We start from the raw sequence: 17,191 nt of genomic DNA on the forward strand, positions 1-17,191 counted from the left end.
AGGCTACCAGGCGCATCTCTTCCCTTCCGAGGTCGGCGACAAGGACAGGACGTTATCGGATTTGATCCGCGCGGTCGCGGTTGCCGGCTTTGCGGCGGGCAACATCATGCTGCTTTCGGTCTCGGTCTGGTCCGGCGCCGAAGGTGCTACCCGCGACCTGTTTCACTGGGTCTCGGCGCTGATCGCCATTCCTGCCCTCGCCTTCGCCGGCGGCATCTTCTTCCGTTCGGCCTGGAATGCTTTGCGCCATGGCCGCATGAATATGGACGTGCCGATCGCGGTCGGTGTTTCGCTCGCCTACGCCATGAGCCTCTACGAGACGATCAACCATGGCGATCACGCCTATTTTGACGCGTCGGTATCGCTGCTGTTCTTCCTGTTGATCGGCCGCACGTTGGATCACGTGATGCGCGAACGTGCCCGGACCGCTGTGAAAGGCCTGTCCCAGTTGGCCGCACATGGCGCCATGGTGCTGCGCAGCGACGGCGCGCGCGACTATTTGCCGGTCGGCGAGATCGAACCAGGCATGCGGTTGTTGATCGCAGCCGGTGAGAGGATCCCCGTCGACGGCAAGATCATCCAGGGAACGTCGGATCTCGACTGCTCGCTGGCCTCAGGCGAAAGCACGCCGAAAAACGTGGCGCCGGGCGAAGCAGTTCAGGCCGGCGTGCTCAATCTTACCGGCCCGCTGACGATTGAGGCGACAGCCGCCGCGAAGGATTCGTTTCTGGCGGAAATGGTTCGTCTTATGGAAGCCGCAGAGGGCGGCCGCGCGCATTATCGCCGGATCGCCGATCGCGTTTCAGCGCTCTATGCCCCGGTGGTTCATCTCACAGCCTTCGCGACGTTCCTTGGCTGGATGGCGGTGACCGGCGACTGGCACCGGGCGATAACCATCGCCATTGCCGTTCTGATCATCACCTGCCCGTGCGCGCTCGGCCTCGCCGTACCGATCGTTCAGGTGGTCGCCGCGCGGCGCCTGTTTGAGAACGGCATCATGGTAAAGGACGGTTCTGCCATGGAGCGCCTGGCGACGATTGATACAGCGGTGTTCGACAAGACCGGAACGCTCACGCTCGGCCAGCCCCGGCTGGTCAATGCATCGTCGATCGATCCGGCCATGCTGGCAGTCGCGGGAGACATGGCTACGCATTCCCGCCATCCTTTTTCAAAGGCCATAGCCGGTTTTGCCCATCCCGGCGGGCAGTACAAATTTGATGCCGTCACCGAGCATCCAGGGTTTGGAATCGAAGCCACTGGAGCCGGAAGCACCTGGCGGCTAGGCCGACGCGGATGGGCTGGATGGAGAGCCCGGACCGGTGGTGAAGGCAAACATGGCGGAACCGTGCTGACAAAAGACGGGTTCATTGTCGCGACCTTCGATTTTGAGGACGCGCTGCGCGCAGACGCCAAGGCGGCGATCGGGCAATTGAGCCATGCCGGGGTGTCAGTGGAAATGCTGTCGGGCGATACTGCGGGTGCCTGCGGTGAAGTCGCAGAAATGCTGGGTGTCAAGGACTTCGTTCCGTGCCTGCTGCCATCCGGCAAGGTCGAGCGCATCGAGACCCTGGCGAAAGACGGACACAAGGTTCTGATGGTTGGCGACGGCCTCAACGACACGCCGGCGCTCAGCGCGGCGCATGTCTCGATCGCTCCAGCTACCGCCGCCGACATTGGCCGCAATGCCGCCGACTTCGTATTCCTGCGCGAAAGCCTTCTGGCAGTGCCTCTCGCGCTGGACGTCTCGCGCAAGGCGGGACACCTGATCCGCCAGAACATCGCGATTGCGATCGTCTACAATGCGGTGGCAGTACCAATCGCCATCCTCGGGCACGCCACGCCTTTGTTAGCGGCGATTGCCATGTCTGCCTCATCGGTGCTTGTTATTGGAAACGCATTGCGCTTGCACGGCTTCGGGGCGAATGCGACGCTGCAAGTTATTCAAAAAGTCGGACGCTCCGCAGTCAGCTATTCGGCATAATCCTCGTGACGACGTTGCTCTATCTCATACCAGTGGCCCTTTTTCTGGGTGCACTGGGTGTGTCCGGCTTCGTCTGGGCATTGCGAAGCGGTCAATACGAAGATCTCGACGGAGCCGCCGAGCGGATACTAATTGATCGGGACGACAAACCGGAACGCTGATTTCAATCCGCTGTGCATAAGATGCGCGGATCGCGCTCGTCAGTCGAGCCGGCTCGGTCGGGAACAAGCTGTCCATGCTCCATGCTCCATGCTCCATGACCATCTTGACCTAAGCTGCACACTACATTTGTGAAAAGCCTCTGTCGTGCGAAGGACTGCCTCCCATTGCACCCAGTATGAGGCGGCTGATGCCACGAGAGTACCTCGCGTGGCCGGACGAGAGCTTGGCCATGTGCGCACGGGTTCCAAAGTGGAACGTCACGGTCGATCACCTGACCGTGAACCGCCAGTGCCGATTGGTCATGTCTGGCTGATCCAGATCAGGGTCATACTCATCGGTGTGTTCTATTGACCAGTCTTCGACGGAGAAATGCATGACTTACGGAAAGATTGGTCGTCATTATCAGCACCTTCACGGTTCTGGGTTTTCTGTCGTGTGGTCGGCCATGCCTTGTGCTTACGGCGCAGCCATTAGCTGACCGGCGTCGTGTGTATCTCGCTTGCTGGCTGACCATCCGCGTGGCTGCGCGGACACGGGGGCCGATCAACAGCTTTCGCCTTTGATGGGTTGTGTGCGTCGAAAGTGGCCTTCTTTGGGCTGACTTCGTAGAAATGTTCCAGGGCTCGCATCCAGCGCCGAAGATCCTCGTGATGTCAACGTGCTGCGGAGCATCATCGGGGTTGGGACGTGCGTTTTCGAGATCGATCAACCGTCCGAAGTTGATCATTGGTTCGAGTGACGCGCGCTATTTCGACGACTATGTCGCCGCGTGGGCTTTGCTCTATCGGCGACTGAATTGCAAGGACATCGACATCGAAGCCATGCAGCAGGTTCTTGATGAGATATGCGCGGTCGTGGATAAAAGTTTCCGCTACCTTGGCTGGGATGACGAGAGAGAGCGCTACGTTCGATACCCTCGCAAGAGAGCCCGCTTCGACGTCGTGGAGCGTGAGTAGTATGCGCAAGGGTTCCAGGTGGAATGTGGCGATCGATGCGGCGCGGCCGTGGCTGACCAGCGTCGCGAGTGTCTCGCTTGCTGGCGGCGATCTGCGCGGCTGCGCGGCCAAAGGGCGGGATCGGTTAGCCGCATCCACCTCTGAGCGCTTTGAGTGCTTCGTTGCCGATCGATGCGAATCTCCCGGCCCAGCGCCTTTAGGCAATGCGGCGGCCACGGAGCTCATGTCACTCGGCTCAGTTCCACCGTTACACGAGGATAGGCGACCGGATGGCGGCACGCTGATGGGCTCTGACGATAATTTTGACATCGTTGTCGTTGGAGCCGGCCCGGTCGGCCTTTCGTTCGCTGCGTCGCTTGCCCAAAGCGAACTCAAGGTGGCAGTTGTTGAACAGAACACATTCGATAGTCTGGCGAATCCGGCTTTCGATGGTCGCGAAATCGCGCTGACCAACGCTTCGATCAGAACCCTTCGCGAGCTCGGCGCCTGGGATGTCATCCCGGCTTCGGACAAATCAGCACTTCAAGGCGCGCGCGTGCTCAACGGCTCGAGCGCATTCGCTCTTCGTTTCGATCCTCCCAGCAACTCTGGAGAACCGCTGGGGGTTTTGGTTCCAAATTGCCGGATCCGCGAGGCGCTGTTCAAAATCGTCCGCTTGCAGGATCGCGCCCGGCTGTTGTGCGGCCACTCGGTCGTCGATGCAACAAACAGCCAAGAAGGAGCAGTCGTAACGCTCTCTAATGGCGCGCGTTTAACTGCTCGGCTGGTTGTTGCCGCGGATTCGCGTTTGTCCGCCACGCGTGATCTGCTAGGCATCGGCGCCGATATCAACCGGCTTGGCCACTCGATGCTGATTTGCCGAGTGAGGCACGAGCGCGCCCACCACCAGATCGCCATCGAATGGTTCGATCACCATCAGACGATAGCGATGTTGCCCCTCGCGGAGGGCATGTCGTCGCTGCTGCTCACATTGCGCTCAAACGAGGCCTATAGACTGCTTGCCTTCGATGATGATTTGTTCCTGTCGGAGTTGACGAAACGGTGTCGAGGGCGCCTTGGAAAAATGACCTTGGCAAGCAAGCGCCACACCTATCCGCTGGTCACGACCTGGGCGCACAAATTCCGGGCGCCGAGCGCCGCACTCATCGGCGACGCTGCCATCGGCATGCACCCGGTGACCGCTCACGGATTCAACATCGGTCTCAGCAGCCAGAAGCAACTCGCCCGTGGAATCATGACTGCGTGCCGCGACGGCCGCAATGTTGGCGACCCCGACATGCTGCATATATACGAAAGGCGGCTGCGCCTGTCGGCGGCGCCGCTCTACCATGCAACGAACATATTGATTGGACTCTACTCCAGAGACCACCTGGCGGCACGGCTTGCAAGGCATCTGGGGCTTCGCTTTGCCCAACATGTTCCCCTTGTCCGGCATGGGATATCGGCGGAGCTCCAGCGGTGATACTGCACCAGCAGTCGCATTTTTGCGCGTGCTGGGCGAGCGATGGGAGAGAGTGCATGATGCACCGGAGTAATCCTGCTCCCCGACGCTGATCTCCGATTGAAGAATTAACCCGTCCTTCAGGGGGGCTGCATAGGCTGCGGACAAGCAGGAGTAAGCAAGCTGACCCGTCCAGCCTTGGAAAAGAAGATCCGCTGGAGGCGAGAATCCTTCAGGACCAGCTCGCTGATCTGAGGGCAGGCCTTTTCGTCTCAATGCCGATAAGCATTGTGCTGTCCGGGCTGATTTTGACCGTGCAGGCCCTTTCCGGGAACGGTCTTGCTGGCGCGGCCTGGTTTTCGGTCGTTAATGCGATAAATGCCGCCCGCCTTGCACTCGCCCGTCATCAGCTGAAGGAACCCGGAGTCCAGGATGATCTGACACGGGTTTGGCTGCGGCTTCGCTGGTTTGGCAGGCTTGCTCTTCTGGCGGGATTCACCTGGTCATTCCTTGCCATCCTAACGGCTGGATACACGACGTCTCAAGCATCGCTGCATCTAATAATTCTGGCGGGCATTTCAGCTGGCGCGGTCACGTACGGCAGCTCATATGCTGCGGCAGCGATATGCTTCATCACACCGCCACTCCTCATTGCCGCCGCATGTTTGCTGACGAAGGGAGCCCCGGAAAACTACATTCTGGCTTTTGCCGTCCTGCTTTTCGAGGGCGGCCTGGTTCGATCCTCGTTCGTTGGACAAGCGCGCTTCCGTGACGCGAGCCGCCTGAGACATCAAGCCGAGCGGCTTGCCGCGGAAATGGAGCGCAATTCCAGGGAGGACCATCTTACCGCGCTCCTCAACAGGCGGGGCCTCGAACATGCAATCGATCAGTTTGAGAACACCGATGGACCCTTTGTGGCCATGCTGATTGATCTGGACGGGTTCAAATCTGTCAACGGTACCTACGGTCACAGAACGGGTGACGAGCTGCTTGCCAGGATCGCCCGCCGAATAGAGGAAGAAGCACCGGAGGGCTCAACGCTCGCCCGCATCGGTGGGGATGAATTCGTGCTGGTTTTTTCTTCGCGAAAGAATTCTCCTTCTCCCACCAATCTCGCGTCCAATCTCATAGCCAAGCTTGCTCGCCCCTATCCTGGGATCGCATCCGTCCGCATTGGAGCGTCTATAGGAATCTACTTGGCTGAAAACCCCGGACTGACGGAAATGTTGTTGCGGGCCGACATCGCCCTTTACACAGCTAAGCGCCGCGGCAGGAATGAATTTTGTCTGTTCGGTGCCGAGCTAGCCCGGGAACTGCAACGCCGCCAGTCAATCGAACGCGATCTTCATTCGGCGATAACGATGAGAAGCTTGGTCGCTTGGTTTCAGCCAATCGTAAGACTCGAAACTGAAGCGTCGTCGGTTTTGAAGCCTTGCTAAGATGGTCTCACCCGCTTCACGGTCCCATTTCTCCGCCCGAGATCATGACAGCGGCACGCGAAACTGGAATGCTTCAGCTGCTAACTCAAACGGTATTCGCCGACTGTTGCGCTCTTATCGAGGGCTTGGTCAAAGCTGACCGTCGTGATGTTCGTGTGGCGATGAATGTTTCACCGCGCGAGTTGGAAGCTGGCGATATTGACGAGATGATTCTTAATGGTCTGGCGGCAAAAGACCTCCCTGCAACGATGTTCGACATCGAGATTACCGAAGAAGCCCCAGTGGATCCGGACAGAGTGGATGAAAAGCTCGGCCAGCTTTCACATGCTGGCATTTCTATCGCGCTCGAGGACTTCGGCACCGGTTTTTCGACGTTGGCATCGCTCAAGGACAGTCGGATCAGGAAAGTGAAAATAGATCAGGGCTTCATTCGCGGCTTAGCCAAGTCCCGGGAGAATCGGCTGCTTGTCAAAGCGGTGATTGACCTTGGTAGGACGCTCGGGATCGAGGTCATGGCCGAGGGCGTTGAAACAGAGGCAGATCGGCAAACTCTGTACAAGCTTGGCTGCAGAACCGCGCAGGGCTTCCTGTTCTCTAAGGCAGTGCCTCTCCATTTGGCACTTGATTCGGTAGTAAAAGAGCACGCGAAGGAGTTGTGACCGGCCTCTCCGTCCGTGCTGCTCGCGGAACTTTCATGTGGGGTGGACCTGACGCGCGAAAGCCGTTTCGGACGGTAGAGTTATTACGGGGGCGAAACTGAGCACGTGGTTTGGATAGCAGCAATCCGGTCCACCGGCGCACATGCAGCGGCTTCATACAAGCGTTCAAGTTGCGAGATGAGCTTGAGTGAACGACGTCGGAGAATTGCGTCCCTTGGACGCTGGTTTCGCGGTTCCCGTAGGATTCGATTACGGGAAGCGTTCTTGGCTGCTTCTCGGCTCAGCGCTCATCTGGATGAACAACGTACCCGCGGTCAAGGTTTTCGCGACCTCAACCCAGTCACCATCCCGCAACAGCAGCGGTCGGGTCCTGATCAAGCGCTCAGCCTCAGCACAGGTGCTGGAGCAACGGTAGAGCGCGGAAAACGTGTATCGGAATGCGCTGGCTCACCATAGGAAGCTGCCACGGCATGTCGAATGTCCCCAGGGGGCGGGACCGTTCCCTTGCATTTGTCTCGATGACGGGCTCTCAAAGCTAAAGCCAAGAGAGCTTTATAAAAATCGCACCCGATCGGCTGCGCAACGACGACCAGCTGAGGCCCGATCGGGTGCTAAGGTCGTGCCAAAAAAGGCGCGTCACTGTCGCATTTCTAGCCGGCTTGCGATCGGACGTCATCTCTTGGCGATCGTTGCCCCTTCTCTCAAATGCGCTTAGCGGCGCCGACGGCGAATAGCGCAAGCTTTTCCACCCGTTTCTACTCCACTACCGAGACTCGTCACCAACCTCCTTTTATTCGCTTCCATATGGCCCATCCTGTCTCCAATCGAGGAGGAGCGCGAACATGGGCCAAGCCGTAGAACGTCTCAGTCTCGGGAATTCTTCTGCTCGCCAAACTGCCGTTGTCACCGGCACCATATTTGGCAGGGTGACAGTGAACGACAAGATATCAGGCGTTCTTGTCTGGGCTGAACTATGCTTGCAAGCCATAACCCAAAAATCGCCGATCCCTTTGAATTCGAGCCGGATGAATGGGTGTTTCAAAATTTTTGGCGGTTTTAGGCAGAACCCTCCGATGGCCCGCGTACCGGTCAAGCTTCGTGAGCACTTTAGGTTCGTCGATCAGGCATAGGTTTGTATCCCATGCCACATGCTGGCCGTTTGCCTAGTTCGGAAGCCCTCGAGAGGCGTTGCTCGTCTTGGTATGGCGTCGCCCCTTTTTCCGATCCATCGGCCACGGAGCTAGAATGCTGTCTAGCTGTTGCCGCCTACTTGGTCATCCGGCATGGAGATGCCTATATACCGACCTTCGAAAGGCTGGAATACGAGGTCGAACAAATGCGGCGGAAGCTCGGAAATCGCGAGCGAGCGCAGCGCGTGCTGGCCACGCTCAACCTAAATGGCTCGGACAGCTGGAGCCGTGAGGTTGGTTCTCAAGGCCTGGATGGCGCCGCAATCACATTCGCCCGGGCGGGGTAAAAGCGATTTTTTGAAGCCACTCGCGCTTTTGCGCTAACGAAGGTCCCGCGCCGTATTTGGGCCGGATCCATTTGTGGCCCATCAGAGAAGCAATTACCTTCTCCGGCGCCTCAACTGCCGTCAGCCGGTCCTCGAAAGTGTGTCGCAGGCTATAAAGACTATGCTCGGAAGTCGGCAGAAGTTCCTTGCTGGCGAGCACCTTGTTGACGAGCGCTGAAAGTGACGCGGCCTTGTCGCGATAACGAGGAAAGCCGTCCGGATGGAGCTTGATGGCTGCAAGTGCGCCGCCAACCAAGGGAATGTCACGGGCTGAATGACCGGTCTTCAAGCGACGGCCATTGGGGCGCACCCGCACATGCGGGATTTCTTGATCGAGGTGGATTGTTTCGGTGGTGAGGTTTGCCGCTTCAGAAAGCCTGAGTCCGGTATCGGCAATCACATAGATTAGATGGCGGGCTTCGTCATTGAGTCCGTCGAGCGCGCCTTCAGCGAGTATCTTCTCCTGAATGAACTCCGCTGTGAACGCAGCGCGTTGCCCGGGGACGGCGCCGGAAAGACGCAGGTTTCGAAAAACCGGCTCCAGCTTGAGCTGGTGAGTCAGATCGACGACGCGCAGCATTTTCGAAACATGGCCGATGTCCTTGTTGGCCGTACCGATATCAAGTCCATCCTCAACGATCCGCTTTTGCCACCACTCGCGGAACGCGATTGCGTCGTCCCGAGTGAGGCTTGCGATCTCCTTGTCGCCAATGACTCCAACCAGATTGGCAACTGCGCGCTTTTTGGGGTTACGCCATTTCTTGATTTGGTTAGGCGACATGGTCAGCAAGTTCTGTTGCTCGATCGTCTCGAATTCCTTGATAAGACCGCTCAGGCGGACCGCTGGCCGCTTCTCCCCACCCATGACGGCCGAGACGTCCTGCGCGTCCTCGATCGATTTTTTGTCGAGGAGCAGCTTGATACGGGCCATGAGTTCGTCGAGCGGCCCCGCTGCTAGTTCCTCGTTAGAGCGATAGGCCAATCCAAATGACCGCGCGCGCTTCCTCGCGGCTTCGAAACGCAGCCCCGCCTCGGCGGATTGGCCTTCCCGCAGTCTACGCCAATACGCCTCCAGCCCCGCGCCGAGGCTTTGCACTGCATCTCGCGCCCGTACACCGCGGGGATCGTCAGCCACGGCGACGCCCGTGGAAATGCGTACTAGGCAGCGGCGATCAAACGCCGCGAATTCCTTCGGCACCCTGCGGACGAGATACCAGATGCCTTCACGTTTATGCGGCTTTGGCGCTGCGGAACGTCGCATTATCTTTCTCTAATGTTACACAGTTTGTTACACAGTCTAAGATAAGTTTCGCTTCGCGCTGGTCAAGCGCAACAAGGAAGCTTTTGAAAGGAAACGATTATTATGGAAGCTAAATGGCGGAGAGGGAGGGATTCGAACCCCCGATGCCCTTGCGAGCATGCCGCATTTCGAGTGCGGTGCATTCGACCACTCTGCCACCTCTCCGCGGTCATGGTCGGCCGTTGCCGGCGCGGCGCACTAGATAACGACTGGACGTAAAGGTTACAAGGCCAAATCTGCCGGATGAGCGGCTTCTTTGACGCGGTGTCGATTTGGTCACGGCCAGGCGGCTCCGACGGGCCGGCAGACGGCCAGTCCGCGAGCGTCATGGTCCGCCTCGCATACGGGCGGCAGCCGGCCCAGGCATCGCGAACTGCCGGACGTTCATGGTGTCGGCTGCTTGCCTTGACTTTGACCGGACCTTCGGTTAGGGAACGCGCGCAATCGGCGTGGAGGGTTCTTCCGCGCCGCTTGTTTTTTGAACCCGCAGACTGACAAAAAGACGGCCGAACCGCTCGATGCGGCTCATCGAGGCCGACCGAACAGCGAAAGGCAAAAAATGTTCGCAGTCATCAAAACGGGCGGCAAGCAGTATCGCGTCGCCGCCAACGATCTCCTGAAGATCGAGAAACTCGAAGCCAAGGTCGGCGACATCGTCGAGATCGGCAATGTGCTGGCGCATGGCGAGGGCGAGAACGTCACCTTCGGCGCGCCGTTCGTCGATGGCGCTCTGGTCACGGCCGAAGTCGTCGAACAGGGCAAGAACCGCACCGTCATCGCTTTCAAGAAGCGCCGCCGGCAGAATTCGCGCCGCAAGATCGGCCACCGCCAGCTTCTGACCACCGTCAGGATCGCCGAGATCCTGCTGGGTGGCGCCAAGCCGGCGAAGAAGGCCACCGCCAAGCCGGAGGCCAAGGCAGAGGCTGCTGCTGTCGAGGCGAAGGCCGAGGCCGCTCCGAAGGAGGCCAAGGCCAAGAAGGAAGCTGCTCCGAAGGAAGAAGCCAAGGCCGAAGCAGCCGCCGCGCCGCTGTTCAAGGCGCCGAAGGGCGAGCCGGACGACCTGACGGTGATCAAGGGCATCGGCCCGGTTGCCGCCAAGGACCTCAACGAGCAGGGGATCATCACCTTCGCGCAGCTCGCCAAGCTCACCGACAAGGACGTCGCCAAGATCGACGAGCACATGCCGTTCAGCGCCGACCAGATCAAGGACTGGCGCGAGCAGGCCAAGGAGCTGGCGAAGAAGTAAGGCGCATCCGGCGAAACGATCGCCGGATCGGACTTGAAACGGAACGCGAACGCGTTCATAAGACCATTCAAACGCCCTCGCGGCGTATCGGAGTTAGTTAGATGGCACACAAGAAAGCTGGCGGTTCGTCGCGCAACGGTCGCGACTCGCACTCCAAGCGGCTCGGCGTGAAGAAGTTCGGCGGCGAAGCCGTGCTTGCCGGCAACATCATCATTCGTCAGCGCGGCACGCAATGGCATCCGGGCACCAACGTAGGCATGGGCACGGACCACACCCTGTTTGCGCTCGAAGCCGGCGCAGTCGCCTTCAACAAAAAAGCCAACGGCCGAACCTACGTCTCGGTGAACCCGATTACCAAAGCAGCGGAGTAGCCGGTTCCGCACCACAACACCGGCACCCATCTCGGGAACCGGTGTCTGGCCAGGCCAGGAAAAGGATCAGGGGAGATGGGTTTCCATCTCCCCTTTTTCTTTGCCTGGAGGACTGAAAATGGTTGCCGAAGCGGAAGACACGGACGACGAAAGTTACGCGATAGACTGCCCGGTGCTGGCCACCGAGCGGCTGGTGATGCGCGCCCCGCGCGACAGCGACATCGGGCAACTGGTGGCGCTCGCCGACAATCGTCACGTGGCCGAGATGCTGGTTCGCATGCCGCATCCCTACGGCGAGGCCGAGGCACGCGCCTTCCTCGCCATGGCGGCGTCGCGTCGCGCCGGCATCGTCTACGCGCTGACGCTTGCCGGCACCGGCACCTTCGTCGGCTGCGCGGGGCTCAACACCACCGATCGCGGGCTGGAGCTCGGCTATTGGATCGGTGAACCTTACTGGAAGCGTGGCTACGCCACGGAAGCGGCGCACGCGCTGGTCGACCTCGCCTTCCAGAGGACCTCGATCCAGGTGCTGCAGGCCTCGACCCGGGTCATCAACCCGGCCTCTCGCCGGGTCATTCACAAGTGTGGCTTCCAGTATGCCGGCCAGGGCATGCTGAACTCGATCGTCGCCGGCCAGGTGCCGGTCGAGCGCTACCGGCTCGATCGCAAGACGTGGACCAGCTTGCGCAACTGGGTCCACTTTTGATGTGTGCCGATATTCAGGTGAGGCCGGTCTGCAAACGTTGGTTTCCTGCGCTTCCGGTGCTCACGTGCCTCAAGCACGCTCCGCTCCGGTTCTCGGAAACCAGCGTTTTCGACTCGGCCTGGCCTGAATCTCGACACACATCAGCGCATCGCTTCGACAGTTCGGAAAGTTTTCCAGGTCAGTCCAATTCGGCCCAGACCGGCAGATGGTCCGAACCCACCGCTTGCCGGTCGACCCAGAGGCGCTTCAGCGATCTGGCGAGCGAGGCGCTGGTGAAGATGTAGTCGATGCGCTTGTGGCGGCTCGCATCGTCGGGCCGTTTCGGGTCGACCCAGGTGGCGAGATCCGGGACGCCGAGGCGCTCCGCGACATCGACAGCGAGATCGGCGGTGAGCGGCATGCCGAATTCATGGTCCGGGCGGCCGGCAAGGTCGACATATTCGGGCGAGCCGGGCAGCATGTTGAAGTCGCCCATGACGATGAAGGCTTCCGGGTAGGGCAGATCCGGCAGGCCGATCTCGGGAATGCCGGAAAGGCCGCCGCCCTCCAGCGCATAGTTCAACAGGCGCTGACGCAGGAAGCGGATCTGGCTTTGACGTTCGACAGGGCTGCGATGGTCGAGATGCGTGGAGTAGAAGCGGATAAAGCCGAGCGGTGTCTCGATCAGCGCCTCGAGCGCGCCACGCTGGAAATTCATCGCCTCCAGGCTGCGGCTGCGCGGAAGGAGAAGGTTGCGCGACAGATGAATGGGTGTCTTCGACAACACCATGTTGCCGAGCTGGAAGGTGGTCGTGATGGCGCGGCCGGCCTCCAGGCGCGAGCTGATATTGACCTCGAAATTGCTGCCATAGGCGGCAAAGTAGTCAGGCAGCGCCTCGCCGAGTTCGGCCACCATGTCGCGGTTGTTGTTCCTGGGGTTGTTGCGGGTGACCTCCTGCAGCGCGATCACGTCGGCGCCGCGCACGGCATCGGCGATGCGGGAAACATCGTAACGGTCGTCGAGACCTATGCCATACTGGATGTTGTAGGTGACAAGCTTCATTGCCGCGCCCCTTCAGTCCCGCCCGCCAACAGTGCTACCGCGTCCTTTGCAAAAGGGCATCCGGCGCTTTAGTCGCAAATCGGCCTCGCGCTGTGCCCCGCCTTGGTTTAAGGCATGTCGAGATTCAGGTGATGCCGGCCTGCAAATGCCGGTTTCCTGCGCTTCCGGTGCTCGCGTACTTAAGCACGCTTCGCTCCGGTTCTCGGAACTCGCCATTTTCGGCTCGGCCTGACCTGAATCTCAACATGCCTTAGAGCAATCGCTCAAGGCCATCAGCAGAAACTCGAAACGACGATGAAATTTCTCGACCAGGCAAAGGTTTATATCCGCTCCGGCGACGGTGGCGCCGGTTCGGTGTCGTTCCGGCGCGAGAAGTTCATCGAGTTCGGCGGGCCGGATGGCGGCGACGGCGGCCGCGGCGGCGATGTCTGGGCGGAGGCGGTCGACGGGCTGAACACGCTGATCGACTATCGCTACCAACAGCACTTCAAGGCCAAGACCGGCATGCACGGCATGGGCCGCAACATGACGGGGGGCAAGGGTGCCGACGTCACACTCAAGGTGCCGGTCGGAACCCAGATCTTTGCCGAGGACAATGAGACGCTGATCTGCGACATCACCGTGGTCGGCCAGCGCTTCCTGCTCGCCAAGGGCGGCAATGGCGGTTTCGGCAACCAGCATTTCAAGACCTCGACCAACCAGGCGCCGCGCCGCGCCAATCCCGGCCTGCCGGGCGAGGAGCTCAGCATCTGGCTGCGGCTGAAACTGATCGCCGACGCCGGCCTGGTCGGCCTGCCCAATGCCGGCAAGTCGACCTTCCTCGCGGCGGTGACCGCGGCCAAGCCGAAGATCGCGGACTACCCCTTCACCACGCTCTATCCCGGCCTCGGCGTCGCCCGTATCGACGGCCGCGAATTCGTCATCGCCGACATCCCGGGCCTGATCGAGGGCGCGCATGAGGGCGTCGGCATCGGCGACCGCTTCCTCGGCCATGTCGAGCGCACGCGGGTCCTGCTGCATCTCGTCTCCGCCCAGGAAGAGAACCCCGGCAAAGCCTACAAGACCGTGCGTGCCGAGCTCGAGGCCTATGGCCACGGGCTGGCCGAGAAGGTCGAGATCGTGGCGCTCAGCCAGATCGACATCCTCGACGCCGAGGCGCGCAAGAAGAAGGTGGCGTCGCTGAAGCGCGCCGCCGGCCGCGCGCCGCTGCTGTTGTCGGCCGTCACCGGCGAAGGGGTGGAAGCGGTACAGCGTGCGCTGATGGCTGTCGTGGCCGAGGCCCGCGACGCCGTTCCCGCTCCCGTCGACACACGCTGGCAGTGACCATGCAGTCGCTGAAGAAATACCGGCGCATCACCGTCAAGATCGGCTCGGCGCTGCTCGTCGACCGCGGCACGGGGCTGAAGCGCGACTGGCTGGATTCGCTCGCCGACGACATCGCCCGGCTCGCCCATGGCGGCGCCGAGGTGCTCGTCGTCTCGTCGGGCGCGATCGCGCTCGGCCGCACCATCCTCGGCCTTGGAAAGAGGGCGCTGAAGCTGGAGGAGAGCCAGGCGGCCGCCGCCGTAGGCCAGATCGCGCTGGCCGGCGCCTGGTCGGACGCGCTCGGCAAGGGCGGCCTGAAATCGGGCCAGATACTGCTCACGCTCGGCGACACCGAGGAGCGCCGCCGCTACCTCAATGCGCGGGCCACGATCTCGACGCTGCTCAAGATGAAGGCGGTGCCGGTCATCAACGAGAACGACACGGTGGCGACTTCCGAAATCCGCTATGGCGACAACGACCGGCTGGCGGCGCGGGTGGCGACCATGATGGGCGCCGACCTTTTGGTGCTGCTCTCCGACATCGACGGGCTCTACACGGCGCCGCCGGCCAGGGATCCGCAAGCGAAATTCATCCCGGTGGTCGACCGCATCACCCCCGACATCGAGGCGATGGCGGGCGCCGCCGCGTCCGAGCTGTCGCGCGGCGGCATGCGCACGAAGCTCGACGCCGGCAAGATCGCCAATGCGGCCGGCACCGCCATGGTCATCACGTCGGGCACCAGGCTGTCGCCGCTGATGGCGATCGAGCGCGGCGAGCGGGCGACCTTCTTCAAGCCGAGCGCCAATCCGGTGAAGGGCTACAAGACCTGGATCGCCGGGCAGCTCGAACCGGCGGGGCGGCTCACCGTCGATGCCGGCGCCATCGGCGCGCTGCTGTCGGGCAAGTCGCTGCTGCCGGCCGGCGTCAAGCTGGTCAGCGGCAATTTTTCGCGCGGCGACACGGTGGCGATTCTGTCGCCCGAGGGCCGCGAGATCGCGCGCGGCCTGGTTGCCTACGATGCCGCCGATGCCGTAAGGATCGCAGGCCTGAAGACGGCCGAGATCGAAACCGTGCTCGGCTACGAGGCGCGCTCGGCGATGATCCACAGGGACGACCTTGTGGTGAGCGGCGCGGCAGATTGAGGCTGAGGCGCGCTATTTGTCAGGTTCGGGCGGCCATTTGGGTGGGTTCTGGTAACGATGCTCAAGGTCCTGTTGAACCTTTAGAAGTTCGCTACAACCTCCGAACTGCCCGTCAATAACAGCTTTGACACGCTTATCCAGTTCGGCTTTAGGGAGGTTCGTATCATCTGCGATAAGCTCGTGTATGGCGGAGTCGACCATCATTTCGTCTGTCGCTTTCTCCTCTTCCATCCTTTTCTTGAGTTCAGCCTCAAGCCTTGAACGCGGCCCACACCCGTATAACTCCTCAACTACGATGTAGACCTGGGAAAGCGGCGTGGATGGCGCTTCGCAATAGCGCTCGGCGAGTACGACGGACATGATCGAACTTACCATGTCCATCGCCTTCGCATCGATGCTCTCGCCGGGTTCGATCTTGTCGTCGCAGTAGTCGGCGGCGCGAAGGCTGGTGGGCGCAAGCATTGTGCCCAGAGCAACGAGGATTATGGCGCTCTTCATGCTGCTCTCCCAAATCCGCAGCCATTGCCGCGAAGGCCGGCCGCGTGTAAATCCACCAGGCTTCACCGGAACGGTCAGATGTTGCACAAACACCAAGGCGAAGATGTAGCCAGTTTGATGGCAAGGATAGGCGCCAAGGCCCGCGCCGCAGCCCGATCGTTGGCCGTTGCGACCACTGCCGGCAAGAATGCCGCGCTTTCCGCCATGGCCGACGCCATCCTGCGCAATGAGCAGGCCATTCTCGATGCCAATGCCGTCGATGTCGCCAATGGCCACGAATCGGGCTTATCCGGTTCCTTCATGGACCGGCTGAAGCTCAATCCGGCGCGGGTCAAGGCGATGGCCGAGGGCATCCGCGAGATCGCAGCGCTCAGGGATCCCGTCGGTGACGTAATCGCCGCCTGGGATCGTCCCAACGGCCTGCATATAGAGCGCGTGCGCACGCCGCTTGGCGTCATCGGCGTCATCTATGAAAGCCGGCCCAACGTTACGGCCGATGCCGGCGCGCTGTGTCTCAAGGCCGGCAATCCGGTGATCCTGCGCGGCGGCTCGGATTCGCTCAACTCGTCCGCGGCGATCCATGCCTGCCTGGTCGAGGGGCTGAAGGCGGCGGGCCTGCCTCAGGATGCGATCCAGTTCGTGTCGACCGCCGACCGCGTCGCCGTCGGCGAGATACTGAAGGGCCTCGGCGGCAATCTCGACGTGATCATTCCGCGCGGCGGCCGCAGCCTGGTCGAGCGCGTGCAGAGCGAGGCACGGGTGCCGGTCTTTGCCCATCTCGAAGGCATCTGCCATGTCTATGTCGATCGCTCGGCCGATCTCGACATGGCGGTGAAGATCGCCGTCAACGCCAAGATGCGGCGCACCGGCGTCTGCGGCGCGGCCGAGACGCTGCTGGTCGACCGTGCGGCGGCGGCAACACATCTGGTGCCGATTCTCGAGGCGCTGCGCGCGGCCGGATGCGAAATCCATGCCGATACCGAGGTGCTGAAGGCGTTTTCCGACGCCAGCCCGGCGACCGATGCCGACTGGGTGACCGAGTATCTCGACGCCATCATCGCGGTGAAGCTGGTCGACGGCGTCGCAGGCGCGATCGAGCACATCGAGACGTTCTCCTCTCACCATACCGAGGCGATCCTCGCCGAGGACGCGCAGGCGGTGGAGCGCTTCTTCAACGAGATCGATTCGGCGATCCTCTTGCACAACGCTTCGACGCAATTCGCCGATGGCGGCGAGTTCGGCATGGGCGCCGAGATCGGCATCGCCACCGGCAAGATGCATGCGCGCGGGCCAGTCGGCGTCGAGCAACTGACCTCGTTCAAATACCGCGTGCGCGGGTCGGGACAGGTGAGGCCGTGACGTTTTTCGCCGGAAGAGCCTGATGCTGTCCTCTTCCGAGCCCGCCGTCCCATCGCACTATCTACGCA

General features: G+C 61.1%; 15 protein-coding genes and 1 tRNA gene. 12 read left to right on the forward strand and 4 right to left on the reverse strand.

All coding sequences use genetic code 11. The features are described 5' to 3' along the window. The 6 genes from EN745_RS12780 to EN745_RS36975 all read left to right on the forward strand — a co-directional run. The coding region (locus EN745_RS12780; RefSeq protein ID WP_127421406.1) for a copper-translocating P-type ATPase at nt 1-1,981 on the forward strand (1,981 nt) is incomplete at its 5' end. 5 nt (nt 1,982-1,986) lie between these two features. Beyond that, entirely contained in the window at nt 1,987-2,142 is a 156-nt protein-coding gene (gene ccoS, locus EN745_RS12785; RefSeq protein ID WP_081714250.1) for a cbb3-type cytochrome oxidase assembly protein CcoS, read from the forward strand. 612 nt (nt 2,143-2,754) lie between these two features. Then, entirely contained in the window at nt 2,755-3,099 is a 345-nt protein-coding gene (locus EN745_RS12790) for a hypothetical protein (RefSeq protein WP_126057793.1), read from the forward strand. A 280-nt stretch (nt 3,100-3,379) separates the two neighbouring features. After that, on the forward strand, nt 3,380-4,561 hold the full coding sequence (gene ubiM, locus EN745_RS12795) for a 5-demethoxyubiquinol-8 5-hydroxylase UbiM (RefSeq protein ID WP_185928959.1): 1,182 nt from the start codon (nt 3,380-3,382) through the stop codon (nt 4,559-4,561). Between the two features lie 254 nt (nt 4,562-4,815). Next, a complete protein-coding gene (locus tag EN745_RS36970) occupies nt 4,816-5,979 on the forward strand; it encodes a GGDEF domain-containing protein (protein ID WP_245455339.1) in 1,164 nt (387 codons plus the stop codon). Continuing rightward, on the forward strand, nt 5,973-6,638 hold the full coding sequence (locus EN745_RS36975; protein ID WP_245454739.1) for an EAL domain-containing protein: 666 nt from the start codon (nt 5,973-5,975) through the stop codon (nt 6,636-6,638). Before EN745_RS36970 ends, EN745_RS36975 begins: the two co-directional genes overlap by 7 nt. A gap of 1,454 nt (nt 6,639-8,092) precedes the next feature. Here the strand turns inward: EN745_RS36975 and EN745_RS12810 are convergent. Continuing rightward, entirely contained in the window at nt 8,093-9,415 is a 1,323-nt protein-coding gene (locus EN745_RS12810; protein WP_126057794.1) for an integrase, read from the reverse strand. A gap of 114 nt (nt 9,416-9,529) precedes the next feature. Continuing rightward, a tRNA-Ser gene (locus EN745_RS12815) sits at nt 9,530-9,619 on the reverse strand. Between the two features lie 394 nt (nt 9,620-10,013). On the opposite strand from EN745_RS12815, the gene EN745_RS12820 reads away from it, so the two are divergent. The 3 genes from EN745_RS12820 to EN745_RS12830 all read left to right on the forward strand — a co-directional run bounded on the left by EN745_RS12820 (nt 10,014) and on the right by EN745_RS12830 (nt 11,777). Next, a complete protein-coding gene (locus EN745_RS12820; RefSeq protein WP_127421408.1) occupies nt 10,014-10,700 on the forward strand; it encodes a 50S ribosomal protein L21 in 687 nt (228 codons plus the stop codon). Nucleotides 10,701-10,801: 101 nt separating this feature from the next. After that, nucleotides 10,802-11,071, forward strand: a complete 270-nt coding sequence (gene rpmA / locus EN745_RS12825) for a 50S ribosomal protein L27 (protein WP_127404970.1) — start codon at nt 10,802-10,804, stop codon at nt 11,069-11,071. Between the two features lie 118 nt (nt 11,072-11,189). Then, nucleotides 11,190-11,777, forward strand: coding sequence for a GNAT family protein (locus EN745_RS12830; RefSeq protein ID WP_126057797.1), 588 nt, complete (start codon nt 11,190-11,192; stop codon nt 11,775-11,777). 178 nt (nt 11,778-11,955) lie between these two features. Here the strand turns inward: EN745_RS12830 and EN745_RS12835 are convergent, their stop codons facing one another. Beyond that, nucleotides 11,956-12,819 (reverse strand): endonuclease/exonuclease/phosphatase family protein, encoded by an 864-nt coding sequence (locus EN745_RS12835; protein WP_126057798.1) that lies wholly within the window; start codon nt 12,817-12,819, stop codon nt 11,956-11,958. A gap of 294 nt (nt 12,820-13,113) precedes the next feature. On the opposite strand from EN745_RS12835, the gene obgE reads away from it, so the two are divergent. Beyond that, nucleotides 13,114-14,142, forward strand: coding sequence for a GTPase ObgE (gene obgE, locus EN745_RS12840; RefSeq protein ID WP_127421409.1), 1,029 nt, complete (start codon nt 13,114-13,116; stop codon nt 14,140-14,142). Between the two features lie 2 nt (nt 14,143-14,144). Further along, a complete protein-coding gene (proB, locus tag EN745_RS12845) occupies nt 14,145-15,266 on the forward strand; it encodes a glutamate 5-kinase (RefSeq protein ID WP_127421410.1) in 1,122 nt (373 codons plus the stop codon). Between the two features lie 12 nt (nt 15,267-15,278). On the opposite strand, the gene EN745_RS36980 is transcribed toward proB, so the two are convergent. After that, the gene (locus tag EN745_RS36980; RefSeq protein WP_245487707.1) at nt 15,279-16,040 is read right to left on the reverse strand and encodes a hypothetical protein; all 762 of its coding nucleotides are present in this window, start codon (nt 16,038-16,040) and stop codon (nt 15,279-15,281) included. Between EN745_RS36980 and EN745_RS12855 the strand changes: the two genes are divergently transcribed. After that, nucleotides 15,924-17,123, forward strand: coding sequence for a glutamate-5-semialdehyde dehydrogenase (locus EN745_RS12855; RefSeq protein ID WP_245487706.1), 1,200 nt, complete (start codon nt 15,924-15,926; stop codon nt 17,121-17,123). The two genes, EN745_RS36980 and EN745_RS12855, sit on opposite strands and share 117 nt — an antisense overlap. Nucleotides 17,124-17,191: the final 68 nt, after the last annotated feature.

The organism is Mesorhizobium sp. M4A.F.Ca.ET.022.05.2.1 (assembly GCF_003998845.1).
Taxonomy (GTDB): domain Bacteria; phylum Pseudomonadota; class Alphaproteobacteria; order Rhizobiales; family Rhizobiaceae; genus Mesorhizobium.

What these genes read in the sequence shown, in the direction of transcription:
- EN745_RS12810 (WP_126057794.1), bottom strand. Translation starts at nt 9,415, where the DNA reads ATGCGACGTTCCGCAGCGCCAAAGCCGCATAAACGTGAAGGCATCTGG.
- proB (WP_127421410.1), top strand. Translation starts at nt 14,145, where the DNA reads ATGCAGTCGCTGAAGAAATACCGGCGCATCACCGTCAAGATCGGCTCG.
- rpmA (WP_127404970.1), top strand. Translation starts at nt 10,802, where the DNA reads ATGGCACACAAGAAAGCTGGCGGTTCGTCGCGCAACGGTCGCGACTCG.
- EN745_RS12790 (WP_126057793.1), top strand. Translation starts at nt 2,755, where the DNA reads ATGTTCCAGGGCTCGCATCCAGCGCCGAAGATCCTCGTGATGTCAACG.
- obgE (WP_127421409.1), top strand. Translation starts at nt 13,114, where the DNA reads ATGAAATTTCTCGACCAGGCAAAGGTTTATATCCGCTCCGGCGACGGT.
- EN745_RS12830 (WP_126057797.1), top strand. Translation starts at nt 11,190, where the DNA reads ATGGTTGCCGAAGCGGAAGACACGGACGACGAAAGTTACGCGATAGAC.
- EN745_RS36970 (WP_245455339.1), top strand. Translation starts at nt 4,816, where the DNA reads ATGCCGATAAGCATTGTGCTGTCCGGGCTGATTTTGACCGTGCAGGCC.
- EN745_RS12820 (WP_127421408.1), top strand. Translation starts at nt 10,014, where the DNA reads ATGTTCGCAGTCATCAAAACGGGCGGCAAGCAGTATCGCGTCGCCGCC.
- EN745_RS12835 (WP_126057798.1), bottom strand. Translation starts at nt 12,819, where the DNA reads ATGAAGCTTGTCACCTACAACATCCAGTATGGCATAGGTCTCGACGAC.